The organism is Paraburkholderia agricolaris (assembly GCF_009455635.1).
GTDB lineage: Bacteria > Pseudomonadota > Gammaproteobacteria > Burkholderiales > Burkholderiaceae > Paraburkholderia > Paraburkholderia agricolaris.
This window is the reverse complement of sequence record NZ_QPER01000002.1, coordinates 3,170,980-3,196,689: the sequence shown is the minus strand read 5'-3', so window position 1 is coordinate 3,196,689 and position 25,710 is coordinate 3,170,980. Positions and strand designations below refer to the sequence as shown.

The window sequence follows — 25,710 nt, the reverse complement described above, 5'->3', positions numbered from 1 at the left end:
TGTGCGCCGCCGTGTTTTTAGAAATTAATCAGGATGTCGACTAGAAATTGAAGCCATTTCCGCTGATGACCGGGATATTGGTCCAGAAGCCTTTCGGATCCCGATACCAACCTGCCGCGGCGAGCGCGCCGCCGTCCACGTGTAGTGTCGTGCCTGTAATCCACGCGGCCAACGGGCTCGCGAGAAACAGCGCGGCGCCTGCCACGTCGCCCGGCATGCCGAAGCGGCCAAGCGGAATCCAGTGCGGAATGTGGTTGCGATGCTCCGGGGCGATCATCATGCTGACCGGCACCTGCGGTGTTTCCGTGGTCTCCGGGGCGATCAGATTCACGCGAATGCCGACGGGGCCCAGTTCGAGTGCGAGGCTTCTGGTGAAGCCCGTGAGGGCGGCTTTGCACGCCGCATAGACAGCACAGTTCGGAATGGCCCGGAAACCCTCGATCGACGACACGCACAGGATGCTGCCGCCGGGCGCATTGCGCCGCAACAGTTGGAGCATGGCACGCGTGACTGTGAATACCTGCTTCTGGTTGATCGCGTAGAGCCGTTCGATCTCGTCGTCGCTGTAACTGTCGAACGGCTTCGCGATCTGCAGGAAGTCGCCCACGTTGTTGACGAGCACGTCCAGCCCGCCGAACCGCTCGTCGATGCGTTGCGCGAGCGCCGAGACCTGGTCCGCCTGCGTGACATCTGCGACGACGACCAGTGCGTTCACGCCCGCGGCTTCCAATGCATGCCGCACATTGTCCGCACGAGCGACGTCGATTTCAGCAATCACGACGTGCGCGCCCGCATGTCCGAAAGCCTCGGCGGTCGCCCGCCCAATGCCTGCTCCGCCATCCGTGACCAGGACGGTTTTGCCGTTGAAGTCAATCATCTTTCGTTCTCCTGCGTGAGTTATACGATTGCGTCTCGGTGACGGGATGCCAATGCCGGCGCGCTCCCGCCCACCGTCGTGTCAAAGCGCGCAAATCAACTGTGCGTTATCGACGCGCAGTTCCGCGCCGTTGATGTAGCGTGATTCATCCGACGCGAGGAACAGCACAAGCTGCGCGACATCCAACGGATCGCAGATGCGTGCCATCGGATCGGTGCCAATACCCAGCGCCGACGGATCGAGTTCAGCGACGAGGGCCTGTGTCATCGGCGTCCAGATGCCGTCGGGATGAACTGAATTGCAGCGGATGCGGTAGCCGCTCTGCTTGCAGTGTGCGGCCACGCTGCGCACGAGCGCTGTCACTGCGCCCTTCGAAGCCGCGTACGCGGCCATCGACGGCAGACCACCGAGTGCGGCCACCGAGGACATCACGACAATCGAGCCGCCCATTGGGTTGTGCTTCATCGCGCGTACACCGAACTGGCAACCAAGGAAATAGCCGTCGGCGTTGATGCGCATCGTTTCGCGCCACGTCTGCGGATCGATCTCGTCGATCGGGCCCGGTGGGCAGATCGCGGCATTGTTCACGAGCACGTCGAGTCGACCGAACGTATTGATCGTCTCGGCGAATGCGCGCTCCCAATCTGCCGTGAGCCCGATTTCATGGTGCACAAAGTGCGCCGCGTCGCCGATTTCTCGGGCCACCGCTCGCCCCCGGTCTTCGTTGATATCGGTCAGCACCACGCGCGCACCTTCTGCCGCGAGCAGCCTGGCATCGGCTTCGCCGACACCGCTTGCGGCCCCTGTGATGAGCACAACCTTGTTTGCCACGCGATTCATTCTAGGGCCTGTCTAATGAGCGGGTTGGACATTCAGGCGGCCACAGGGACGTGCCCCGTGCGCACGGCATGCAGCGCGGCTTCGCCGTAGAGATGCGCGATCGTGTCGTCCAGTAGCGGGTTCGTGCGCAGTTCGCAGCCGCCGTCCTGCGCGAGTGCCTGGGCGCTCGCGAGGCCGATGCCGCCTGCTCCGCCAGTCACGAGCGCTGTCTTCCCTTCGAGTATCGGGATCTGGTTCATCGCTTACTCCTGAGCGGGTAGGTCCTGAGTCCAATCGACGACCAGCACGCGCTGCGCGAAACGCCAGTCACGGCCTTCACAGATACATCGGTCCTGATAGCGAATGCCCCAGTCCAGTTTGCGCGTCCCGCTTTCGTGCTCGTAAAGGTGATGCGCGACGCAATACGTCTCCACCCGGGCGCTCGGGCCGTCGAACTCGGCGAGCTGGTTATGCACGTGATGTTGCGTGACGCGGTACTGCACCATGGCGCCCATTCCGGCGACGATCGCATTGCGGCCGTCGAGGCTGAAGCCTGGTCCCTGAAGGCTGGCGTCCAGCGTGAAGAGCGCCGCGAGCATTGTCCAGTCGCGCCGATCGACCGCCTGCGCGTAGCGGTACGCCAACTCGCGAAGTGCTGCCGTGTGATTCGATTCAATCATCGTGTGATGTCCTGTCGTTGCCTGAGCGTGAATCGCATTCCGTCGTGACGGCACACACAGATTGGCGTGGCATGTCCCCCGCGTCGTCACCCAAATGGATGAGCACGCCGCAGTTGGCGAGCACACTCGAAGCATGGATTGGCCCTGATCGATAACGGAAGATGGGAAGCCAGTCTGGAGAGTGTTTGCGCGCCGGCGCTATCCGCTGGATGCGACGCAAACTATCGTCCCTTTGCTGGGTTAATCGCATAAGTTGTTGGTGTTCACAATTGCCGCCAGCCGTGTCAATCGGAGCGGACAAAAATTGGGGAGTGCGGCGTTTTGTCCTAAGCTATCTTCGACACCCGTTCAGCGAGGTGACGGATGAATATGCACTAGACGGTTTACCTGCAGCGGGACGGTGCCGACGAGAATGTGACGTTGGCGAGCTTTCAGCGTCCGCTCGAAGGAGTGCCCCCGGCAGAGTGCGGATTGTCGATGTCTGAGGCAAGAAGCCTGTTTTCCAGTATTCAACAAGCGGTGGCTCAGGATCAGATCCGCACCTACGATGCCCGACGCTGCCGTGCAGACATTGTGAGCGATACCGCCGCATAAAAGACTGGCGCCCTCGGGGGGGGCGACCGCGTTGGGCAGTGTCAAAGTTCGAGTGCCCCGGGGTCATATCGGGCTTGTGCACTCCTGAACCGCTCGACGAGAACGATGAATCAGCCGATCTTCGATTCTCCGAGTGCCCGATAGAAAATTTTCTACCGGCACGACGTACGCTGGAGCTTGCATACCTGTGTGCGAAGCAAGGTGCTGCTGTTTCCTAGCGGTCTGCTGCACGCAATGTCGCCGATCTCACCGGGTTGCAAACTTTGTCTCACGCCGTTGTTCGCAAGGAGACGCTCAACTGCAGTGAAAAATTGAAAATGACCAGTTCTCCGTTGGGTGGTTCGCGGGAACCCAACACCGTGGTGGAGCGAAGCACCGGCGTCTCGCCATTGACGGCGCGTAATCATGGCGGTGCCGCTGGAAGAGGTGCGCACGTTCGAAGTTATCGCCTGACGTGTCGAGTGTGAGGGGATAGCGGCCCGACAATTCGCATGTGCTCTCCGGCGTCCAAGCCTGATGCGCGTACTTATCGCTGCGCTCGACCAGTGTAGCCAGGTCCGTTCTACTTCGGTCGATCTGGTCACAGATGGTACTCGGCGTATGCGATCGTTAACGACTTCAGTGGCGCCTGGCGTCGCACTGCGGGTTCTTGACTGGTTTCACATCGGCATGAAAATTCACGCTGTGCGGTCGGCGCTCTGCGCATACACTTTTCCTCTCTACTACCGACCGGTGGTGGTGCGGCGATGCGAGCGGCTAATAAACCGCGTGCGCGACAAGCTGTGGCGCGGCCGGGGCGACGCGGCAATCGAGATCCTACGTACGTTTAAGATCGCGGAAGCCACGCATGCGTCGCTCGCGTTCGCGCGTGGGCTGAGGGCCGTTTTCCGTCCGGTTATTGACCCGCGCGCTGGCTTTGACGAAAGCGTGCTTGACGATAACCCCGCGCTCGAACCGCAGTTCCTCGACATCACGCAGGCTGAGCTGAAACCTGAAATACCAGCGTACGGCGCAACTGATGACTACCGTCGGAAAGCTATGACCGTGGTAAAGCCAGTTTGCATTCTTCATCCCACGAGCTTACTCGACCATCTCCTCAGCGTGACAGTGCCCCGACAACCGCTAATTGATTGGAGAATACCGTCAGACAATCGCACACAAGAAGTAGTTCTCGCAAACTTCAGAAGCGGTGCACTACGCCAATGCTGGCGGCCAGCTGACTGCGAGACGAGGACGGCGACAAACCGTCTCCGATCGTCGCGGTGGCGTTGATGAAATCTCCGGCGCCTGCCGTTCCAAGTGTCTTTCCGCTACTACGCTGGAAGGCCTGAAGCGCGTAAAGGACCGTGTTCTTGCTCACGCTGTATGACTCAAACAGTACGCCTTGATGATATTGCGCCGGATCGCTGATACCGTTCGATGCGGTGGCGCGCGTATAGCTGTACGAAGCCGCCAGATCTATCGACGACTGCGGATGCCAATGAAGAACGGCGCCAGCGACATTAAATGTGGCAGTACTGGTGAACGCTGATCGAATACCGGGTATGTATTGAACATTCGCGTACGTTGCCGATACATCCCATGCCGAGTTGAACGTGTATCCGGCAGCCACGGCGACGCGCTGCTGTGCCTGAGCCGTCTGATAGCCGTTTGTAACGGCCGATATTCCAACTTCCCCGTTGGAGTTAACCGTCGAAGCTGTCCCGTACGCTCCCCCGCCGGCAGTGGAGTTATTAATTCGTAGAACCCCTGCTGCAATGCCGACAGGGCCGGCAGCATACTGTACTGCGCCGCTCCAGGTAGACCCGCTATTCACGCTGCCGGCAACGCCGCCAAATGCGTACATTCCCCCGATAGTAAAACCGGCAAACTGGGGAGAGATATAAGCAACGGAACTGTTCACCCGCCAGATGGTATCCATCGCGTCGACGTCACCTGGATGAGCGCCGACGAACCCGCCAAGGTAATTGACCGGGTTGTACGGTACCAGAAGAGAAAAATACGGCGAATACTGTCTGCCGACTGTGATTTTCCCGTACTGTGGATTCGTGAACCCCACCCACGATTGTCTGTTGAAACCCGCCCCGCCATACGCTTGCGCGCCGGTGTTCGCGTTGAACAACGCGTCAAGCTTAAAGATCGCCTTTGTCCCGCCCCCAAGATCCTCGACGCCCAGCATTCCGAACCCGCTGCCTTGCAGCATGGCTGTCTGAAGCTTAACGACGGAGTGGCCGCCCGACGTCGATCCCAGTGATGTCTGGCTGCTTTGGTATAGGATTGAATTATCAACAACGCCGTACAGCGTTACGCTGCTCTGCGCAAAGGACGGAACTGCGGCTAACATTGCTGCAATGGCAAGTGCCGATTGCGAGAATTTTCGTTCCACGATCAATCTCCTCATGGTTCAATCTATAAAATTTGTAGGAATACTTATCGTCAATAAAATAAGAAATTTGATAAGAATCGACTGCTTTTATATATGGCTACACTAAATCTGTTTGAGCAGCGACATCACACGACAAATTCAAGGAACATCGTTCTCGAATTTTCCCCAGTGTTCCGCGAGTTCCCGCACAACGACGTTGCCGACCTCGTACGCCGCATTCAATGAAGGTATGTACCCTGATAGCGACCCTTGCTTACTCTCTCCCGCGAGCAACTCGGCAGCCGTTTGCCCCGGATGCTGCATGTCGAAATTGGCAGCCGTTCGCAAAATGAGAATACGGTTCATGTCCACCTTCTTGCTCTTGGCAAGGAAGCTCATTGCTTCCATAAACCCTGCATCCTCGTTTGCCGTAGTAGCAAGAGATCCTTGATCGTGCGTCCAGTACTTAACCCAACCCTCTGCCCACGAGTTCATCTTTTCTCCGATCCACCAGATTGGGGTTGCAATGACGTCCCCTCTCATCACCGACGGCGGTTTCTGCGCTTCCGGGAATCCCGTGTATCGCCCGCGTATCGCTTGCAGCGCGGCATTGTCTTGGAGTTTGACGTCTTTCGTCTTCGCGTAAGCCCATGCAACCAGGCTCGGATTTAACTTGAACAGGTTGTCGCCAAACATCGTGTTGGGATCGGGAACTGGCTGGAAGTTCGGGTGATCATGATGTACCGGCGTAAATCCATTGGGCCAATCCGGCGGTATTTCGCGAGCATCGATTTCATGGCCGATACTTCCGTCGACGACGTACGAAGCCCAAAAGGCAGACCCAACGGTGCCGGCGTTAGGGTCTACGCCTGCAATCCCGGCAAGAACGAAATAGGCATGCGAGAGATCAAATCGCGGATCCTGGCCCAGTGCAGTAATGGTCGCAGCGGTACGCTGAGGGCCTTGTCCCGTGACGACTGCGAGTACCTGCAGATCGGGGTTGTATCGTAGATGACCAAAGTACGTATCAGTGAGCGGAAGCGAATCGGGCAACGGGAATTTCCCTGCCCAGTTTTGTAATTCGCCTGGTCGGTCTCCTGTGTCATTTCCGACCTCGAATGTCGTCACCACAACAACGCGAATCGGGATTTTCGGTGATTGCCCGTGCGCGACCGTCGCTGATGACGCAAGTACGACGAACGTCAATCCGCGGCGCCATCTACGAACAAGCGAGTGGATGCCATTGTTGAATAGGTTAAGAGTCATTGGCGCGTCTCCTTTTCTGATTTAGTGATTTGTAATACTAATTATTAATTTTTGTATATTTCATTGACCGACTAAGCGACTTGCAAATCGCGGCCCAATGTCTTTTAGATCGCTCGTATCCCGATGTCTGCTAGCCGGGAACCGATACGTATCACAAGTCGTTCAGCCGTTGACCCGCTCCCCATCCTTCAGGCGCCAGAGATTGAGCGGATTGGCATCCTGCAGTGCCTCGGGCAACCATGAATCGGGAACGTTCTGATAGCAGACGGGGCGCAGGAAGCGATCGATCGCGCCAGCACCGACGGACGTCGTTCGACCGTCGGAGGTGGACGGAAACGGACCGCCATGCACCATGGCATGGCAGACTTCCACACCGGTTGGAAAGCCATTGATCAACACTCGCCCGGCCTTCAATTCGAGGCACGAAAGCAATAGCTGCGCGAGTGCGGCATCGACCTGCAGCTCGGCGTGCACGGTGGCGGTGAGCTGTCCTTCCAGCGCCTGCGCGACAGCAAGCATATGGGCGCTATCGCGGCAAATCACGATCACGGACGATGGCCCGAATACTTCGTTCTGGATCTGTTTGTCAGCGAGGAAAGCGTCAGCGGTGGTTTCGTAGAGTGCGGCGCGAGCCTGACAGGACGACGCAGGCGTGACGCCGTGAGCCAACCGCCTCACGCCGTGCATGCCGTCGAGTCGCGCGATTCCGGCCTCGTATGCTGCGTGGATGCCAGGTGTCAACATCGTCGCGGCGGGACGGCCCACGATCGCAGCAGAGACGGCCAGTTTCCACGCGTCAGTGTCGGCACCTGCGATCGCCAATACAAGACCTGGGTTGGTGCAGAACTGGCCCGCGCTTGCCGTCAGGGAGTCGGCGAAACCCGTCGCTAGTTGCACGCCCCCGGCGCGCAGCGCGCCAGGCAGCAGGAATACCGGATTGGTGCTGCTCATCTCGGCGTAAACAGGAATCGGCTCGGGCCGGTTGGCGGCGATGCGGGACAACGCGATGCCACCGGAGCGCGAGCCCGTGAACCCTACCGCCTTGATCGCAGAATGGCGAACCAGTTCTTCACCGATGGCATGCCCGTGGTCGACCAGCATGGAGAACACGCCGTGTGGCAAGCCTGCGCTGGCGACTGCGGCCTGGATCGCCCGCCCCGCGATTTCCGACGTGCCGGGGTGGGCGGGATGCGCCTTCACAATCACAGGGCAGCCCGCCGCCAGTGCGGAAGCGGTATCGCCGCCTGCGACAGAAAACGCGAGCGGGAAGTTGCTTGCACCGAATACCGCCACCGGACCCAACGCGATCATCCGCATGCGCAGATCGGGTGCGGCTCCCGACGCCGAGTCCAGTGTTGCATTCAGCCAGTGACCTTTACGCACTACGCCTGCGAACATGCGTAGCTGCCGTGCCGTGCGCGCCAACTCGCCCTCCAGACGAGGACGGGCCAGCCCCGTTTCGGCCATCGCGCGCTCGACCAGTTCGTTCCCCGCCGCCTCGAGGTTCGACGCAATCGATTCAAGCAACGCGGCTCGCGTTTCCAGACTGGTGTTGCGGTAGAGATTGAACGCTTGCCGCCCTAGCTCGCACGCACGCGCAACGTCAGTCACGCCGCCACTGCGAAAGGCGGGTTCCATTTGCGCGCCAGTAGTGGGATTCAATGCATAAAATGCATCCCCGTTGCCCGTTACAGCTTCGCCGTCGATCAGCATTTCGCCAGTGATAGTCATATCGCCTTTAGTCAGTTTTTCGTACGCTCTTCATCCGGTACGGCGGACCTCAGATTCCAAAGCGCGGCTCTGGAATGCCGGGAACGGACGTCCGCATCGCAAACAATCCGCCGGACTGCGGCAGTTCGCGTAACTCACTAGTGGAGCGGCCGTGACGACTGGTTGTCACGTACAGCGTGCGCAGATCGGGGCCACCGAATGCGCACATCGTTGGGCACCGCGCGGGCAGGGGATACTCGGCAAGCAGTTGTCCCTGCGCCGACAACGTGACGATGCGGCCGCCCCGATAAAGGGCCAACCAGTAGTTGCCTTGCTGGTCCACCGTGGCACCGTCTGGCCGATCGTCTTCGGCGTCCCAGCTCGCAAACCGCTTGCGATCGACCGGCGTGCCTGTCGACGTTTCGTACGAATAGGTCGAAACCGTGAGTGTTGCGGTGTCGGCGTGGTACATCGTTCGGCCATCGGGACTCCAGGCAAGTGCATTGCTGACCATCAGATCGCCGAATAGCTGCGTGAGGCGAAGATCATGGTCGAGCCGCCACAACCCGCCATCGGATGCGTCACGTCGTTCGTTCATTGAACCGACCAGAAATCGGCCCTGGCGATCACATTTGCCGTCGTTAAACCGATGCGCCTCGCCGGTGAAAGGCGCGTCTGCCACCTTTTCCTGCAGCTCTCCGGCAGCGTTGGCAAGCCAGATGCCATCTTTCAGCGCCAGCACGAATCCAGCTTTCTTTCGTAACGTAAAGCTACCGATTTCGGTAGGCATCGGCATAACGTGATTCGTCCGCGCGGACGGATCAAACCGGTTGAGTGACGGCCGCTTGATGTCGACCCAATAGAGCGCATTGTCTTTGGCCGACCAGACCGGGCATTCACCCAATTCGGCCGCGGCATCCAGCACACACGTAAAGAGACTTTCCATTGGAGAATGGATAAAAATTGACAAGAGTGGAAAAGCCGCCGCGCTCAGTTCAGCGTGACGCCCGCGTCGACGATGAAATTCTGTCCGGTGCAGCCGCGGCTATCGTCGGCGGCCAGAAAAAGCACCATTCGCGATATGTCGGGCGGCGCGAGCGGATACCCGAGTGCCTGGGTCTGAACAAACTCTTCGACCTGTTCAGGTGAGAACCACAGATCCTGGGCGCGCTGCGTCAGCACGAGACCTGGCAGCACGCAGTTAACCCGGATATTGTCGTCACCCAGTTCGCGCGCCATCGTTCGCGTTGCGCCATTGATTGCGGCCTTTGAGCTCGTATAGCCGATGAAACCGGGTCGTCCTCGCATCCACGTCACGGAACCGAACATGATGATTGAGCCGCCTCCCGCGGTTCGCATCCCTTTGGCGACCGCCTGCGATGCAAAGATCTGATGCCGCAGGTTCACCTGCAGGCTTTCGTCCCAATAGTCCGGCTCAAGGCTGTCCAGGCTGTGCCGGTCATCGCGCGCGGCATTGTTTACGAGGACGTCGATCCCGCCGAGTTGACGCTCCACGGTGGCGATTTTCCGGCGCAAGACCTGGATGTCGCGCAAGTCGCAGTGTGCGTAGCAGGCGCCGGGGAGACCTTTGTCTCGAAGCTGGGCGAGCAGCGACTCAGCCGCCGTATTATCGATGTCCAGGAATGCCACATTTGCGCCTTGCGCGCAAAACTGAGTGACGAGGTCTGCCCCTATGCCGCTTGCGCCGCCGGTGACAAGCACGCGCTTGCCCTTGAGCGAAGGATAGGTGGCGAACTTGGGTTGATCTGTCATGCTTGAAACTTCCCTGAAGTCAGCGGCTTGTCAGAGACGCCGTAGTCAAGAAACGCCGCGGCCCGTTGTGCTGCCAGCATGCTGCAAACCCGCATCACATGGGCACTCGCCGCCCGTCCTGCGGCGGCACTGTCGCGCGCGGCAATGGCCTTCCATATCGCGCGATGATCGTCCAGCGCCTGATCCGGACCGGTCGGGATCACGCGGGAGATCATGGCTGTGTGGATGCGCTCATAGATCCCGCCCAGCATCTCATCGAGCGTCGGATTGGCCGCCGCCTTGAGCAGCAACTGATGAAATTGCATATCGATGTCGATGTGTTTTTCCATGTCGTCCCTGGCGATCGCATCCGCTTCGGCATCCAGAATTGTCTTGAGATTCTGTATCACGTCCTCCGACGCGCGTTCTGCGGCCAATGCGGCCGCCATGCTTTCCAGCGCGCATCGCACTTCATAGAGCGGTACCAGGGCCGGCGCACTGTACACGGTGACGAACGCACCTCTTCTGGGTTCTTCGGTCGCCAACCCTTCCTGCACGAGCCGCTTGATGGCCTCGTGAACAGGGCTTCTACTGGTGCCAAGCTGAGCAGCAAGCGCCGGTACGCTCAGATGCGCCCCGGTCGCGATCTCGTGCCGGACAATGGCGCGTCGCAGCATTGCATAGACGGCGTCTGCGATGCGTTCGCCGGGTTGAACGTTCAGCGTGGTGAAAGGGGCGAGCATGGTAAGGGGCCTCTGTCGCTGTTAATGGAATCCAAGCAGGCTCAAAATTTCTTCCTTATAGGCGCCAAACTGCGGTGTCGCCACTTCATGAAGCGCCCTCGGACGGGGAAGGTCTATTTTAAGGTCTGCGATGACTGTACCCGGCCGCTGGCTCATGACGATCACGCGGTCAGCAAGAAACACCGCTTCGTCGACATCGTGCGTAATGAATACGATGGTTGGTTTGTGCTTCCCGTGCAGCTCCATCAACAATCGATGCATTGAGAGCCGCGTCTGGTAATCGAGTGCACCGAACGGCTCGTCCATCAGCATGACCTTCGGCTCGGACAGCAGCACTCTGACCAGTTGGGCACGTTGTGCCATCCCGCCTGAAATCTGGTAAGGGAAATGCCGGACGTAATCCGTCAAACCGGTCTGCTGGAGCAGGTTCTCCGCGCCTGCACGATATTGCCGCTCGCGGCGACCCGCGACCCGCGCTCCCAGGGTCACGTTCTGCCACATCGTCATCCACGGATAGAGCGTCGGTTTCTGGAACACGAAGCCGCGATCCGGCCCGGCACCGGCCACCGCGCGGCCGTCGACGTCGCACGCGCCGTGCGATATCTGTTCAAAACCCGCCAGTACGTTCAGCAAGGTCGTCTTGCCGCAGCCCGACGGGCCGACGATGCAGATCACCTCGCTGGCCTTGATTTCGAGGTTGACGCTATTCAGAACAGGACGTTGGTCTGCCTCGAAGAACTTAACGATATTCCGGAAACTGATGTTTGCGCCACCCATGTTACTTCCCCTGCCAGTGCAATACGCGATGGTTGATGGCCACGACCGTGCGGTCCATGATGAAGCCGAACGTGGCGATGATTAGAACGACGACGTATACGATGGGCAACTTATAGAAGTTCGAAGCGTCGGTGATCATGTAGCCGAGGCCGACCTGGGACGCAATGAGTTCGGCGGCCACCACAAGTGCCCACGAGATGGACAGCGTTGTTCGCATGCCGGTCAGTATTGACGGCAGCGCGCCCGGCAGGACGACCATCCGGAAGATCTGGCCAGGTCGCATTCCCATGCTTTTTGCCGCGCGATAATAGTCTTTGGGCAAACTACGCACCCCTTCGGTAGTCGCCAGGATCATGAACCAGAAGCCCGTCAGGAAAATGAGCGCCACTTTCGAGCCAAAGCCGATGCCGAAGTAAAAAACGAAGATCGTAACGAGTGAGATCGGAGGAATCGGACGCATGAAATCAATGAACGGCATGGCGATGGCCCGGGCCATCCGGTAGTAGCCGACCACCAAACCGACCGGCACACCCACGGCGACCGCGAGTGTGAAGCCGCCCAGTGTCTCGCTGAGACTGGTCAATACGTGAGCCCACAGTGGCTTGCCCGTGTAGCCGTGGTACACCAGATCGAGGAACGTCAAAGCGAGAAGCTGCGGCGACGGAAAGCCGTCGGCGTTGCGCGCGACCGTATTGGTGAGAATAAACCACACCAGGACCGCCATGGCGACGCTTGCCGCGCTAACGAGCCGGTAATGATGTTCCGGCCGGTGACGTCGTCGCACGGCCCGGGTTTCAGAACGTGATGTCGGTGCACCGGGCGGCACGGCGACAGCGGGATGCTTTGTCTCCATCTTTCTTTATCCTCATTGCTGACTATGAATGCAGGGATCGTTCTATGTGTTCGCACCCAGTCTACATGTAGATTTGCCGATTATCAACATGAGGTTTCTGATGAATTCCGGCTTATTGCGCTGTTTTAGGCGTAAACCCTCATGATTCATGCTTTGCTTCAAGTAAATCTACATGTAATATGGACCAGTGATGTCCGTGCCGTGGCAGTCCAGATGGATCCAGCGCGTAACGCGGTCACTCCACCCCGAGGAATACTTTCATGTCTCGTCTGACCGTCTGCTTTCGAAACCTGATGATTGGTATTGGTTTGCTATCCTTATTAACGCCAGCGTTCTCACAGGCTCCGCCCATGACTATCCGGGTTGGTGTGCAGCCCGTCATGATCAGCACGCTATGGAACGCCATTGCGCAAGGGCTTTTCAAGAAAAGCGGCCTGGACGTTCAGCTGGTCACCTTTACGACGGGTCCCGCGCAGACAGCGGCGCTCAAGAGCGGCGTTGTCGATCTCGCATGGGGCGCCGCGACGACTTTCTATGCGATCCGCTCCAGCGGCGCACCGGTTCAGTGGGTCGCGACCATCGGCGACTTCAACGGCAATGATGCGCTCGTCGGCTTTCCGCAGAGAGGAATCCGTACCGCCGCGGATCTAAAAGGCAAGAAGGTCGCTCTGCCTTTCTATACGGTCGTTCATGCGCCTTTCCTCGCCTGGCTTGATGCCAACGGCGTGAAGGAATCTGACGTTGAACTGGTCAATCTCGCACCGCCGCAGGCTGTCGCGGCGCTGAACAATCACACGGTCGACGCGATGTACGCGTGGCCGCCCTTCACCACCGAGATCGAAAGTCGCGGTGGCGCCGTGCTTACCTCCCCGAAAGACGCTCCCGGGGGCGGTTGGAGTTGGGACGGGTTTGCAGCGAATCAGAACTGGGCGGAAGGTCACGAAGCAGCGCTGGCCCGCTTTTTGACGGTGCTGGATCAGGCCCGTTCCACTATTCCCGCCAATCGCGACGCGATTATCAGAACCGCCGTTCAGGTAACCGGCATGCCCGAGAGCACGGCTAAAGCATCATTCCAGCTTGCGAAGTTCCCCTCTCTGCGGGACAACGTCACGCCAGGTACGGCCATTTCGATGTGCGCGGCCGACACCGGCAAGGGGCTTTCAATGGTTCTATCTCAGGCGAAGGCCTTTTACATGCGAACCGGTCAAATTACCAACCCTGCCCGGTTCTCAGAGTTTCTCAATCCCAAGGCGCTCAGCGCCGGATTGGGTATGCATTGCCCATGAGCGCTGTGGCGCGCGTTGTGTAGCGGCTCACTGCGTCCGGTTCTCTCCACCCTGATCCTTGTTTGTTGATCTTCTTTCAAACCATCCATGACCAAGCCAATTGTTCATTCCATTGAAGTCGTCGTCTCCCAGTTCAAGCTACCCGATCTGGGTGTCGACACTGCCGGGTACAGCCTGGTTTATCAGCCTGGCGGCACGAAGTCAGTCAAGGCATACGGCGTTCGTATCGTTTGCGACGACGGACTCGTCGGTGAGTACGTCGGTGGCGACGCCGTCGGGCTCGCCCAGATGAACAAGTTCGCGGACACGCTGATCGGCAAGAGTCCGCTCCAGCGGGAGCTTATCTACAACGATCTGAAACGGTGTCTGCGCAAGTTCGACAAGATGGGCATGGGGATGGTCGATCTGCCGCTCTGGGATCTGGCCGGAAAATACTACGGCGCGTCCGTGTCCGAGCTTCTCGGCGGATGGCGCAAGCGTCTGCCTGCCTACGCGTCCACCATGTCAGGCGATCGCAACGGTGGTCTCGATAGTCCTGAAGCGTTTGCCGAATTCGCGGTGCAATGCAAGTCGCTCGGCTATCAGGGTTACAAATTGCACGTCTGGGACGACTACTCCGTCAGAGAGCTGACACGAACCATTCTGGCCGTGCGCAAGGCAGTCGGTGACGACATGCATCTGATGCTGGATCCGGCGTGCAAGCTCCAGACGTTCACCGAAGCGCTGGAGGTGGGGCGAGCGTGCGATGAGGCTAATTATCTTTGGTATGAGGACCCGTATCGCGATACCGGCATTTCCTCCTTCTCTCACAGGATGCTTCGCGAGAAGCTGAAGACGCCGCTGTGCCAGACGGAACATATCCGTGGTGTGGAGGAGCACGTGAACTTTATTGTGGCTGGTGGAACCGACATCGTACGTACCGATGCCGAATACGACGGCGGCATTACTGGCGCGATGAAGATCGCACATGCCGCAGAGGGATTCGGTCTCGATGTGGAGATCCACGGACCTGGGCCGATGCACCGGCATCTGATGTCTGCACTGCGCAACTCAAATTACTACGAGATGTCGCTCGTCCATCCGAAAACACCTCAGATCGGCCGATGCCAGGAGATCTACGCGTGCGGATACCGCGACGGCCTCACGGCAATCGACGCCGACGGCATGGTCGCGGTCCCCGAAGGGCCGGGCTTTGGAGTCGTGTACGACTGGGACTTCATTCGGGCACACCAGGTCGACGGCAAGATCTTCAACTAAGGAGCATAACTATGAACGCAACAAGCGCCAGACTGGCAGAATTCGCAACGTCCGAACTGTCGGACGCACTGGATGAACTCGGGATCGCCGGCGTGTTACCGGGTTTGTCGGCTCAACGCGTCGGACAGGGGAGGATCGTGGGAAGGGCGATGCCTGTCAAGCTTCTGCCCAAGTCGAAGGACCCGGCCGCCTATAGATTCGGTGGCGGTGTCGGCAAGCCATTGGAGCAAGTTCTGCAGACGATGCAGACGGGAGATGTCGTTGTGATGGATCTGCAGGGCGCCAACTATGCGTCAGCGTGGGGCGGACTGGCCTCGCGCCTCGCGCAACGTCGCGGTGTTGCCGGCACCATTATGTGGGGAACGTGCCGAGACATCGACGAAATCAGACAGGTCGGTTATCCGGTCTGGGCAGTGGGCGTCTGCCCACGACGAAGCCGTAACGAATTCACCTTCGGGTCGATCAACGAAACGATCACGATCTCCGGTGTGTCCATTTCTCGCGAAGACTGGATCGTCGCCGACGAAAGTGGCGTAGTCTGTGTTCCGGATGCACAGGTCGAGAAGGTGATCGAACTGGCCACACGCATTGCCGAACAGGAAGGCGAGCTGTTGCAGATGGTGATGAGCAATAACGTGACGTCGTGGGACGAGCTCTAACGCCTGCGCGTCGCTGTTGTGTTGTGAGGCATGTGCGCTGTGTTTCTTGAACTCGGCATTAACTTTGGGGTGAGGGTCGGCGGGCGCTGCCTCGGGTGTCCGGAGCACGAAGCAGGAAATCTGCAATCTGGTCGAGAAGTCTACCCCTATCGCTAGCCGGCGTTAGCGATAGGGGGCGTTCTCAGTCTCTCCTCCGCTGTTCAAGCGCGTGATGCGAACGCGTCGACACCCGTCAGCTCCGCCGACAGCTTCCAGAGGCGTTCAGCCTGCTCCGGATCGATGGCGTGTGGGTGTACGCCGGCATCCGCATCGCCAGTGGTCGCCCGCGCGACATCACAATCCTCGCAGTAGAGACCACCAAGCCCCGCAAGGAGGGGCGACGTCGCCGCCCACACCTGGGTTGCCGCGCCCTGCTCAGGCGTTTTGAAAGTCGGATCGAGCAGCGTGCCCTGCACGTCATCCCAGCGTATTTGTTTGCGTTCCTAATGGGCAATCCCGGCAACCACCATTCCGACATCAGTGCCACGTCGTCCGCAGGCTCGTGCTCACGGACGACGTGGCTTCGTTCATGATGGTCAACGATCAGGACGCGAAAGCTGCATGGTCCTTTACGGCACTCCGCGAACTGACTCACATATGGCAGCGGCAAACCGGTATCAGCGGTGGATTTCATGAACAGCGCGCGGAGAAATTCTCCAACGATGTCGCGAGCCGGGTCCTGCTCGCCGACCTGAGTTCGATTCACTCGCACCGGCCGGAGCGGACCTCGCGGCACTGATTGATCGGTTTGCTCAGTGCCACCATCTCGTCGCTTATCGCGCTACTCCAACGTCGGACTATTTTCATACGCGCAATGGATGACGTTGGAGCCGATGTTCCGCGACGCGTGGCTACGCGCGCGAGGGCGGACCTATACCGTGCGTCGTCACCGCCTGGGTGGCCCAGTACTTCAGTCTGTCATCCAACTCATTGCACTGTGATGCACCATCGGCACCGGGATGTTCCTTGGATCGGAACAAGGTCGCCCAGGAATATTGCAAGCGCTATTTCCCTTCATTCAATGATGGCCGCAAATCACCTTCCGAACGGTGAAGTGCTTACTTACGATTTCCACCGGAAGAACGCTGGCCGGTTTTTCTATGCGACACCGATCAGACAACCCAGCTTGTCAGGCGACTCGTCCATTATCACCAAACTGCCTTTTGCACGGAATATCAAATGGAAGAGCGCACCAGGCGACAACCATGCCGCGCCGCGTTAGCCGCGTTCCTCGGTTCGGCCGTCGAATACTACGATCTGTTCTGCTACGGCACAGCTGCAGCGCTCGTTTTTGGCGAAATCTTCTTTGCGACGAACAACCGGTTCGTTGGCACGCTTGCCTCGCTAGTGACCTTCGCAGTCGGTTTCATCGCTCGCCCGTTCGGGGCGCTGGTCTTTGGATATCTGGGTGACAAAATCGGGCGGCGGTATTCGCTAATCATCACACTCCTTGTCATGGGGCTGGCAAGTACGCTTATTGGCGCATTGCCGACCTACGCCCAGATAGGGCCATGGGCCGCGGTACTGCTGCTGATTCTGCGCGTCGCGCAAGGCATTGCGGTTGGCGGTGAGTGGGGCGGTGCCGTGTTGATTGCAGCGGAGCACGCGAGCCCGCGGTGGCGAACTTTCCTTGCCGCGGCTCCCCAGTACGGCAATCCCATTGGGCTCATCCTTGCTTCGCTGGCGTTCCAATGGGCTACATCGCTTCCGCATGACGACTTCAGGACATGGGGTTGGCGGATTCCGTTTCTCGCGAGCGCCGTTCTGGTGCTGCTCACGTTCATCATCCGACATGGTGTCAGCGAGAGTCCGGAGATTGTCGATTTTCGAAACAGGGCGAGCGTAGCGGCCCGAGAGACGAAACGTTCTCCTATCCTGGAGATTCTGAAGTCGCACAAACGGCGTGTGGTGCTCGGCGTCGGCTTTACGATGATGGCAGTGGCCGGCTTCTACTTCGTCACCACCTTAATGCTAACGGTCACGACGACGTATCTGGGAATCGCCAGACCGGCCATCCTCCAGGTGATGAACTACACCGGCATCGTTCAACTGATTGGATATCCAATCGGGTCCTATCTCGCCCATCGGTTCGGTGAGCGCAGATATCTGCTTGCCATCACGACCATCATCTTCCTCTGGTCTGCTCCGATGATGATGCTGATCTTCACCAGGGACATTCGATACATTGAAGTGTCGATTTTGATCACGAATCTTTTGACCAGTGGCTACTACGCGGTACTCGCTTCATTTCTGCCAAAGGCTTTTCCGGTTCAGGTCAGGTACACCGGCATATCAATCAGCTACCAACTATGCAGCGCCGTGTTCGGCGGCACCACGCCACTCGTCGGCTTGTGGGTGATCAGGTCGTTCGGTGTTCATTGGGCGCCGCTTGCAATCATGTTCGGATTGATGGCGTTATGCACCTTGATTTCCGCGGCCCTGCTCCCTGCGGAGAAGCCGGACGTCAATATGATTGCGCCCGGCGAGGCGGTGGGATCCGCCTGAACTCCAGGTATTTCAGGTTGCCCTGATACGGGACATCCGTGCGGAGTTGGGGCGCGCGGATTTCATTGCCTCTCGGTATTCCTGGGCCTGTGTTTCCACCCACTCGCGAAAGACCGTCAGGGGCTTACTGTCCGCCTTCTGCGCGGGGTAGGTGAGGTAATAGGATCGGTCGCTCTGGAGTTCGCGGGTATCGATCGGCACAAGGGCGCCGCGTAGCAATTCGTCCTCAATCAGCAGCCGGGGTATGAGCGCGATTCCCATTCCGTTGATAGCCGCCTCGGTCTGCATGGAATAGAGCTCGAAGCGAGGTCCAGACGTACTCGCTTCAACTTCGATGTTCATCGTGGCGAACCAGTCACGCCACGCATAGGGTCGCGTGCTCTGCTGCAGCAGCGTGCATCTGTTCCAGTCCGCGGTCGCCATCCGTTTGCCGCGCGGCTTCCAATCCGGGCTGCTCACCGCGATCAGGCTTTCATCCATCAAAAAGTGGCTGGTGGCGCCAGGCCATGAGTTTGCGCTTGCGTGAATCGCCGCATCGAATTCCGTATCGTCGAACAGGAACGGGCGCGTTCGCGTGGACAGATTGATATTGATCTCCGGGTGGACCGCGATGAAGTGACTCATGCGCGGCAACAGCCACTTGGTAGCGAAAGTCGGCACCACCGCGATTTCCAGTGTTCCTCCGGTACCCCCGCCTGTTATCAGGTCCAACGTGTCGCGCTCGATTTCATCGAGACGCGACGCAACCTTGCGGCTGTACGCAGCGCCGGCCTCGGTCAGAGCGACCCCGCGCCCGTCGCGACGGAACAGGCGCAAACCGAGAAAACTTTCGAGCGAAGCAATCTGGCGGCAGATGGCGCCCTGAGTGAGCGAGAGGTCGTCGGCCGCTTTGGTAAAGCTTCGATGCCGCGCTGCAGCCTCGAAGGCGCAAAGCGCTGCGGTTGAGGGAATCTTTCTACGCATGGCGTGGGCTAAAGGCGGCTGAAGGACTTGTGCAATTGTTGCACAAGTCACTGAGAACAAATCGTTTGTGAGGTAGATTTTCAGCGGGTAAATTCGAATTCAACAATGACTGTTGGATACAAAAAATGAGCAACCAGCACAAGTCTGCTTCCTTCCACTGGGAAGACCCGCTCCTGCTATCGCAGCAGCTGACCGAAGATGAGCGCCTTGTGCGCGAATCCGCGCGGGCGTACTGCGAGAAAGTACTCGAACCGCGTGTACTGGAAGCCTTCCGGCAAGAACGGACCGACCCTGCCATCTTCCGCGAGATGGGCGAAATCGGCCTGCTAGGCGTGACAATTCCTGAAGAATACGGCGGTGCCGGCCTCAACTACGTCAGCTACGGCTTGGTTGCACGCGAAGTGGAGCGCGTCGATTCCGGCTATCGCTCGATGCTTAGCGTGCAGTCGTCGCTCGTGATGGTGCCGATCAACGAGTTCGGCAGCGCCGAAACCAAAGCGAAGTATCTGCCCAGACTAGCCCGTGGCGAGTGGATTGGCTGCTTCGGCCTGACTGAGCCAAACCACGGTTCGGACCCTGGTGGCATGCTGTCCCGAGCCCGTAAAGTCGAAGGTGGTTATCGACTGACGGGCAACAAGATGTGGATTACCAACAGTCCCATCGCCGATGTATTTGTTGTGTGGGCAAAAGACGACGAAGGCGCGATTCGGGGCTTCGTTCTCGAGAAGGGCTGGAAAGGCCTGTCCGCCCCCGCGATCCATGGCAAGGTAGGTCTGCGAGCTTCAATTACTGGCGAGATCGTCATGGATGACGTTTTCTGTCCCGAAGAAAACGCATTTCCTGAGGTGCGTGGATTGAAGGGCCCATTTACCTGCCTGAATAGCGCCCGTTACGGCATTGCATGGGGCGCGCTCGGGGCCGCCGAAGACTGCTGGCATCGTGCGCTTCAATACGTTCTCGACCGGTTCCAGTTTGGCAAGCCATTGGCCGCGAATCAGCTGATCCAGAAGAAGCTGGCGGATATGCAGACCGAAATCACACTCGGACTGCAGGGTTGTCTACGCCTCGGCCGCCTGAAAGACGAGGGAAATGCGTCTAACGAGATTACGTCGCTGATGAAGCGCAATTCGTGCGGCAAGGCGCTCGACATCGCGCGCGCCGCACGCGACATGCTCGGCGGCAATGGCATCAGCGATGAGTTTGGCGTTGCACGACACCTCGTGAACCTCGAGGTCGTGAATACCTATGAAGGGACGCACGATATTCACGCGCTCATCCTCGGACGCGCCATGACAGGCATTGCTGCATTCTGACGACTATGGATACCTCACTTCTGCCGGGCGCGCTCGCGGGCTTGCGCGTACTCGACCTTTCGCGTGTCCTCGCGGGTCCGTGGTCTGGTCAACTGCTCGCCGACCTTGGCGCTGATGTCGTGAAGGTTGAACGTCCGGGGGCCGGTGACGACACTCGTGCGTGGGGACCACCGTGGCTGGAGTCTCCGGACACCGAACGGAAAGGCGAGGCGGCCTATTTCCTATGCGCCAACCGCAACAAACGCTCGGTGACGTTAGACCTTGGTAGTCCAGAAGGCCGGGCGCTTGTCAGGCGACTCGCTTGCGAGGCTGACGTGCTGCTCGAAAATTTCAAGGTGGGTGGCCTCAAACAATACGGTTTGGACTACGCAAGCTTGCGTGAGCTGAACCCTCGCCTTATCTACTGTTCTATCACGGGCTTCGGCCAGACGGGACCGTATGCTAATCGCGCGGGCTATGACTTCCTGATTCAGGGCATGGGTGGCCTCATGAGCCTGACGGGCCGCGCAGACAGCGAGGCGGGCGGCGGGCCCTTGAAGGTCGGCGTTGCGCTCACCGATATTCTGACCGGCCTGTATGCGAGCGTGGCGGTACTTGCGGCGCTCAAACGCCGCGATGTTTCGGGTGAAGGTCAACATATCGACCTCGCTCTGCTCGATGTACAGATCGCGTGCCTCGCCAATCAAGCGTCCAATTATCTCGTTGGCGGCGTCGCGCCGCACAGAATGGGCAACGCTCATCCGAACATCGTGCCTTATCAGGACTTCCCCACGGCCGACGGATACATGATTATCGCGGTCGGCAACGATGGCCAGTTTGCGAACCTGTGCAAAACGCTAGGTTGCCCGCAGTGGGCAACGGACGCGCGATTTGCCACCAACTCGCAACGGGTAAGGCACCGGAGCGATCTGGTCGCCCTGATTCGCGACGTCACGATGGGCCAAACCACGGACTTCTGGGTACAGGCCATGGAGGCAGTTGGCGTTCCCTGTGGTCCGATCAACAGCCTTGACCGTGTATTCGCCGATCCGCAAGTGCAATCCCGGAACATGCGGATCGAGATGGAGCATCCGCACTCGGATCAGCTTCCTTTGGTAGGCAATCCCATTCGGATGTCCGAATCGCCCGTGCAATATCGGCATGCTCCCCCGACGCTTGGTCAGCACACGAGACAGGTGCTGACCGACTGGTTAAAGATGACCGATGCCGAGCTGGATGAAATCGGTGCCGGCAACACGAAATAACAATGATGAGTGAAGTGGCCAATCTCGCAGAAGCGATTGCAGATCGCGAATCGATGGAATACGACGTGGTGATTGTCGGTGGCGGTCCGGCGGGGCTGTCGGCGGCAATTCGGCTCAAACATCTGGCGGCGCAACGTGGCAACGAGATCAGCGTCTGCGTTCTGGAGAAGGGCTCGGAGGTCGGCGCGCACATTCTCTCGGGGGCGGTCATGGACCCGCGCGCGCTCAGCGAACTCATCCCGGACTGGCAGGAAAAGGGCGCTCCTTTAAATGTCGAAGTGACGGAAGACCGGTTCCTGTTTCTGACTGAGACGGCTGCGAGAGCAGTACCGAACTGGGCGTTGCCGGACAACTTCAAGAACCACGGCAACTATGTGGTCAGCCTCGCCAACGTCGCGCGCTGGCTTGCTCAGCAAGCCGAGGCGTTAGGCGTGGAAATCTTCCCGGGCTTTGCTGCCGCGGAGATTCTGTATCACGCCGATGGGTCGGTCAAAGGCGTCGCCACCGGCGACCTCGGTATCGGCAAGGATGGACAACCGACCGGGAGCTACCAGCGAGGCATGGAACTGCACGCGAAGTACACACTCTTTTGCGAGGGCGCGCGTGGACATCTCGGGCGTGTGCTGAGTGATAGATTCAGCCTGCGCAATGGCGCGGACCCGCAGGTGTACGGCATCGGCATCAAGGAAGTGTGGGAAATCGAACCTTCGAAGCATCGGCAAGGGCTCGTGATGCACACGGCCGGCTGGCCGCTTGACCGGGGTACCTATGGTGGTTCGTTCCTGTATCACGCGGACAACAACCAGGTCGTGGTCGGCTTCGTAGTCGGGTTGGGATACACGAATCCCTATCTCTCGCCGTTTGAAGAATTCCAGCGCTACAAGACCCACCCCGAGATTCGCAAATTTCTTGAGGGCGGCAAGCGTGTGTCATATGGCGCGCGGGCGATGACCGCCGGAGGCTTATTGTCGCTGCCGAAACTGGTCTTCCCAGGCGGCGCATTGGTTGGCGACGAGGCGGGTTTTCTCAACGCCTCGCGCATCAAAGGGTCGCACGCGGCAATCAAGACGGGAATGCTGGCCGCCGAGGCTGCATCCGATGCACTTCAGGCCGGCCGTCATAACGACGAATTAAGCGCCTATCCTGAGGCATTCAAGACGTCGTGGCTTTATGCCGAGTTGCATCGTGCCCGCAACTTCAAGCAGTGGATGAGCAAAGGCCTGTATCTCGGCACAATGATGGTTGGCATCGAGCAGAAGCTCCTGGGCGGCAAGGTGCCGTGGACGCTGCATCATCGACATTGGGACTACGAGATGCTCAAGCCGGCGTCCCAGTGCAAGAAGATCGAGTATCCAAAGCCGGATGGCAGGTTGAGCTTCGATCGCCTGTCGTCGGTGTTCATCTCGAACACCAACCACGAGGAAAATCAGCCTGCTCACCTGACGCTCAAGGACCCGCTGATCCCGGTGAACGTGAACTGGCAGACGTATGCGGGCCCTGAAAGTCGTTATTGCCCCGCTGGCGTTTACGAGTTCGTTCAGAACGACGACGGTAACGAGAGTCTCGTCATCAATGCGCAGAACTGCGTGCATTGCAAGACCTGCGATATCAAGGACCCTACCCAGAATATCGTGTGGGTCACGCCGGAGGGCGGCGGCGGTCCGAACTACTCGAACATGTGAGGCAGGACGGATTCGAAAAAATTCGTAGGCGTGCGACAGATGGACAGTGGCCAATCTTTTACGTCGCGCTGCCCCGTCTCAGCGCGCGCGAATGATTGATTCCAGGAGGATATGAATCGCATCCTGAAGCGTGTCGTCGAGAATTCCGCCAACGGTTTTCGCTGAGTGCAAGACCAGGAGTAACCCATCCAGTTGCGAAGCAATCAGGACCGCCCGAACGTGGCGCTCCTTCTCCGACAAGCCCGCACTGACTTCGCCGATGAGACGCGATAACAGGGAAAGATAAGCCCGGCGGATTCAACCGGTCATTGCAACACCTCTGTTCCAATACGGAAATGGAGTGTGGAGCACGATGGAACGACAAAGAAAACATTGGTTGAGCGCGGAGCAGAAGAACGAGATATGGAGGATGTGGCGCGAGGGTGAGTCGTTGAGCACAATCGCGCGCATGCTCGAGCGTCAGCCGAGTGGGGTTTATCGGGTTGTTCACAAGACCGGTGGAATCTCTCCGGTCGCTCGTACACGATCTGCCCGGTCACTGACACTTGCCGAACGCGAGGAGATATCGCGGGCCTTGGGGGCAGACAGATCGTTGGGCCAGATTGCCCTGCAACTGGGGCGCTCGAAATCGACCATCAGCCGGGAGATCGGGCGCAATGGCGGTATTCAGCGATATCGGGCGCACGAGGCCGATGCGAATGCCTGGGAGCGTGCACGGCGGCCCAAGGCGTGTGCGTTGTCGGGCAACGCGCGTCTGCGCCGGCTGGTGGCAGCCAAGCTCAAATTACAATGGGCTCCTGTACAGATAGCGGGATGGCTCAGGCGCGAGTTCCGGGTCAACAAGGACATGCAGATATCTCACGAGACGATCTACCGCAGCCTGTTCATCCAGGCGCGCGGGGTGCTTAAAAAGGAACTCGTCACCCATCTTCGTACGAACCGTACGATGCGTCAGGCGAAGAGCGCCTCGGCAAGCGGCCAGAACAGGGGCAAGATAATCGGGGCAGTGTCGATCAGCGAAAGACCCGCTGAAGTGGAGGACCGCGCGCTGCCCGGTCACTGGGAGGGCGATCTGCTGGCGGGTTCGAACAACACCTACATTGCCACACTGGTGGAGCGGCACTCGCGTTATGTGATGCTGGTCAAGGTGGCAGGCAAGGACACGGCAAGTGTGGTGTCCGCGTTGATAAAACAGGTGAACAAGCTGCCAAAAGAACTGCGTGGATCGCTGACATGGGACCGCGGCACGGAAATGGCGAGCCACCGGAACTTCACGATTGCCACGGACGTGCAGGTGTATTTCTGCGATCCGCGAAGTCCATGGCAACGGGGCAGTAATGAAAACACGAATGGCCTGCTGCGTCAGTACTTCCCCAAAGGCGAGCCGGTGGGCGGCTATTCGCAGTCAGAATTGAACAAGGTCGCCGCGCGCCTGAACGGTCGGCCCCGGCAAACCTTGCAATTTATGAACCCGGCTGAAAAACTGGCAGAAACGTTGGGTGTTGCGTTGACCGGTTGAATCCGCCCCTGTAGCTATTCGCGAGCGCCACGGCAACCACCCATTCGTGATGCGCGAGCGCCGCGATTTCGAGCATGAACGAAGCCGTCCCTCGGTCGAAGATATCCCTAAGATTTTGCTCCAGCAGCAAGGTGAGCCGCTCTGTTCCCACTAGCGCGTAGCGAGAGATCTCCTGGTAAGTCCGGTTGAATGAACCGACCGTGCTCGTGACCACGGCATTGAGCAGAAGCGTGCGATTCGGGAAGTAATGCTGCAACGTTCCAAGCGAGACACCCGCAGCTGTCGCGACTTTCCGGAGACTGAACGATGCGTAGCCCTCGTGCTGAAGCAGGCGACGCGCTTCCTCGACGATATGGGATTGCATCTTGTTTCGATGGTCCTCCCGTTTCGTTGAAGACCGTCCCGCGAGCGGCGCCCTGGTTTCAAATTCGGCTTTTTGCATGCCCCGTTTGTGCTCGCTGGTTCGCCCGGTTATCTGCGATTGACTCCGTCCGTCGCGTCGACCTCGCGCAAATTTGCGCGCACCCTCCCCAGCGATGAATGCCGTACAAGTGACTGGCATTTTACAACAACTCCTTATGAGAAGGCACCGATTCGGTGCATATCCTCCACATTTCTACGCCATATGCCTTATTTGTCAGGACTTTGATGGCCGGTTGGCCGAAGATAGCGGAATAAGACGCCTTTCACGCCTAGGGTTTGTACGATGTTGCGAGTAAAAAACTGACACCCTAGACTTCAGTCACATGACCGGATTAACTGGGTCTTTTGACTGGCTGGGGTCGAAATGGATTGTAAGCAAGATGT

At 58.8% G+C, this 25,710-nt stretch carries 24 protein-coding genes and 1 pseudogene; 9 read left to right on the top strand and 16 right to left on the bottom strand.

What is annotated here, in order from left to right; genetic code table 11:
* Window positions 1-40: 40 nt before the first annotated feature.
* From GH665_RS35580 to GH665_RS35520, 13 genes and pseudogenes are all read right to left on the bottom strand, one after another.
* Complete coding sequence (locus GH665_RS35580; RefSeq protein ID WP_153141729.1) at window positions 41-877, bottom strand: SDR family NAD(P)-dependent oxidoreductase; 837 nt, start codon at window positions 875-877, stop codon at window positions 41-43.
* Between the two features lie 81 nt (window positions 878-958).
* On the bottom strand, window positions 959-1,717 hold the full coding sequence (locus GH665_RS35575) for an SDR family oxidoreductase (RefSeq protein WP_153141728.1): 759 nt from the start codon (window positions 1,715-1,717) through the stop codon (window positions 959-961).
* 32 nt (window positions 1,718-1,749) lie between these two features.
* Complete coding sequence (locus tag GH665_RS38900; protein WP_174771779.1) at window positions 1,750-1,956, bottom strand: hypothetical protein; 207 nt, start codon at window positions 1,954-1,956, stop codon at window positions 1,750-1,752.
* 3 nt (window positions 1,957-1,959) lie between these two features.
* Window positions 1,960-2,376: a nuclear transport factor 2 family protein gene (locus GH665_RS35565; RefSeq protein ID WP_153141727.1), complete on the bottom strand. Its 417-nt coding sequence runs from the start codon at window positions 2,374-2,376 to the stop codon at window positions 1,960-1,962.
* A gap of 1,413 nt (window positions 2,377-3,789) precedes the next feature.
* Window positions 3,790-4,041 (bottom strand): annotated as a pseudogene (locus GH665_RS39325) (hypothetical protein); the annotation flags it as partial.
* Window positions 4,042-4,150: 109 nt separating this feature from the next.
* On the bottom strand, window positions 4,151-5,371 hold the full coding sequence (locus GH665_RS35555) for a porin (RefSeq protein WP_153141726.1): 1,221 nt from the start codon (window positions 5,369-5,371) through the stop codon (window positions 4,151-4,153).
* Between the two features lie 123 nt (window positions 5,372-5,494).
* Window positions 5,495-6,601, bottom strand: a complete 1,107-nt coding sequence (locus GH665_RS35550) for a purine-nucleoside phosphorylase (RefSeq protein WP_153141725.1) — start codon at window positions 6,599-6,601, stop codon at window positions 5,495-5,497.
* A 162-nt stretch (window positions 6,602-6,763) separates the two neighbouring features.
* Window positions 6,764-8,332, bottom strand: coding sequence for an aldehyde dehydrogenase (NADP(+)) (locus GH665_RS35545; RefSeq protein WP_153141724.1), 1,569 nt, complete (start codon window positions 8,330-8,332; stop codon window positions 6,764-6,766).
* A gap of 49 nt (window positions 8,333-8,381) precedes the next feature.
* Window positions 8,382-9,236, bottom strand: coding sequence for an SMP-30/gluconolactonase/LRE family protein (locus GH665_RS35540; RefSeq protein ID WP_217361934.1), 855 nt, complete (start codon window positions 9,234-9,236; stop codon window positions 8,382-8,384).
* A gap of 65 nt (window positions 9,237-9,301) precedes the next feature.
* Entirely contained in the window at window positions 9,302-10,084 is a 783-nt protein-coding gene (locus GH665_RS35535) for an SDR family NAD(P)-dependent oxidoreductase (protein WP_153141722.1), read from the bottom strand.
* Window positions 10,081-10,806, bottom strand: coding sequence for a GntR family transcriptional regulator (locus GH665_RS35530; protein ID WP_153141721.1), 726 nt, complete (start codon window positions 10,804-10,806; stop codon window positions 10,081-10,083). The genes GH665_RS35535 and GH665_RS35530 overlap by 4 nt, the downstream gene beginning before the upstream one ends.
* Before the next feature lie 21 nt (window positions 10,807-10,827).
* Complete coding sequence (locus GH665_RS35525; RefSeq protein ID WP_153141720.1) at window positions 10,828-11,583, bottom strand: ABC transporter ATP-binding protein; 756 nt, start codon at window positions 11,581-11,583, stop codon at window positions 10,828-10,830.
* Window position 11,584: 1 nt separating this feature from the next.
* Entirely contained in the window at window positions 11,585-12,436 is an 852-nt protein-coding gene (locus GH665_RS35520; RefSeq protein ID WP_153141719.1) for an ABC transporter permease, read from the bottom strand.
* 260 nt (window positions 12,437-12,696) lie between these two features.
* On the opposite strand from GH665_RS35520, the gene GH665_RS35515 reads away from it, so the two are divergent.
* The 3 genes from GH665_RS35515 (at window position 12,697) to GH665_RS35505 (ending at window position 15,638) form a co-directional block, all read left to right on the top strand.
* A complete protein-coding gene (locus GH665_RS35515; RefSeq protein ID WP_153141718.1) occupies window positions 12,697-13,722 on the top strand; it encodes an ABC transporter substrate-binding protein in 1,026 nt (341 codons plus the stop codon).
* An 87-nt stretch (window positions 13,723-13,809) separates the two neighbouring features.
* Window positions 13,810-14,979 carry an enolase C-terminal domain-like protein gene (locus tag GH665_RS35510; protein WP_153141717.1) on the top strand — a complete coding sequence of 390 codons (1,170 nt, stop codon included), beginning with the start codon at window positions 13,810-13,812 and terminating at the stop codon, window positions 14,977-14,979.
* An 11-nt stretch (window positions 14,980-14,990) separates the two neighbouring features.
* Entirely contained in the window at window positions 14,991-15,638 is a 648-nt protein-coding gene (locus tag GH665_RS35505; protein ID WP_153141716.1) for an RraA family protein, read from the top strand.
* Window positions 15,639-15,838: 200 nt separating this feature from the next.
* On the opposite strand, the gene GH665_RS35500 is transcribed toward GH665_RS35505, so the two are convergent.
* Window positions 15,839-16,093 (bottom strand): SDR family NAD(P)-dependent oxidoreductase, encoded by a 255-nt coding sequence (locus GH665_RS35500; RefSeq protein WP_408332596.1) that lies wholly within the window; start codon window positions 16,091-16,093, stop codon window positions 15,839-15,841.
* Window positions 16,094-16,179: 86 nt separating this feature from the next.
* Between GH665_RS35500 and GH665_RS35495 the strand changes: the two genes are divergently transcribed.
* On the top strand, window positions 16,180-16,416 hold the full coding sequence (locus GH665_RS35495) for a hypothetical protein (RefSeq protein WP_153141715.1): 237 nt from the start codon (window positions 16,180-16,182) through the stop codon (window positions 16,414-16,416).
* Between the two features lie 440 nt (window positions 16,417-16,856).
* On the top strand, window positions 16,857-18,182 hold the full coding sequence (locus GH665_RS35490) for an MFS transporter (protein WP_153141714.1): 1,326 nt from the start codon (window positions 16,857-16,859) through the stop codon (window positions 18,180-18,182).
* A gap of 12 nt (window positions 18,183-18,194) precedes the next feature.
* On the opposite strand, the gene GH665_RS35485 is transcribed toward GH665_RS35490, so the two are convergent.
* Complete coding sequence (locus GH665_RS35485; protein ID WP_153141713.1) at window positions 18,195-19,145, bottom strand: LysR substrate-binding domain-containing protein; 951 nt, start codon at window positions 19,143-19,145, stop codon at window positions 18,195-18,197.
* Window positions 19,146-19,270: 125 nt separating this feature from the next.
* On the opposite strand from GH665_RS35485, the gene GH665_RS35480 reads away from it, so the two are divergent.
* The 4 genes from GH665_RS35480 (at window position 19,271) to GH665_RS35465 (ending at window position 24,903) form a co-directional block, all read left to right on the top strand.
* Complete coding sequence (locus GH665_RS35480) at window positions 19,271-20,458, top strand: acyl-CoA dehydrogenase (RefSeq protein ID WP_153141712.1); 1,188 nt, start codon at window positions 19,271-19,273, stop codon at window positions 20,456-20,458.
* Window positions 20,459-20,463: 5 nt separating this feature from the next.
* Window positions 20,464-21,702 (top strand): CaiB/BaiF CoA transferase family protein, encoded by a 1,239-nt coding sequence (locus tag GH665_RS35475; protein ID WP_153141711.1) that lies wholly within the window; start codon window positions 20,464-20,466, stop codon window positions 21,700-21,702.
* A 5-nt stretch (window positions 21,703-21,707) separates the two neighbouring features.
* Window positions 21,708-23,384: an electron transfer flavoprotein-ubiquinone oxidoreductase gene (locus GH665_RS35470; RefSeq protein ID WP_217361951.1), complete on the top strand. Its 1,677-nt coding sequence runs from the start codon at window positions 21,708-21,710 to the stop codon at window positions 23,382-23,384.
* A 352-nt stretch (window positions 23,385-23,736) separates the two neighbouring features.
* Window positions 23,737-24,903 carry an IS30 family transposase gene (locus GH665_RS35465; protein ID WP_153134736.1) on the top strand — a complete coding sequence of 389 codons (1,167 nt, stop codon included), beginning with the start codon at window positions 23,737-23,739 and terminating at the stop codon, window positions 24,901-24,903.
* On the opposite strand, the gene GH665_RS35460 is transcribed toward GH665_RS35465, so the two are convergent.
* On the bottom strand, window positions 24,848-25,345 hold the full coding sequence (locus GH665_RS35460) for a TetR/AcrR family transcriptional regulator (protein ID WP_167531050.1): 498 nt from the start codon (window positions 25,343-25,345) through the stop codon (window positions 24,848-24,850). The two genes, GH665_RS35465 and GH665_RS35460, sit on opposite strands and share 56 nt — an antisense overlap.
* Window positions 25,346-25,710: the final 365 nt, after the last annotated feature.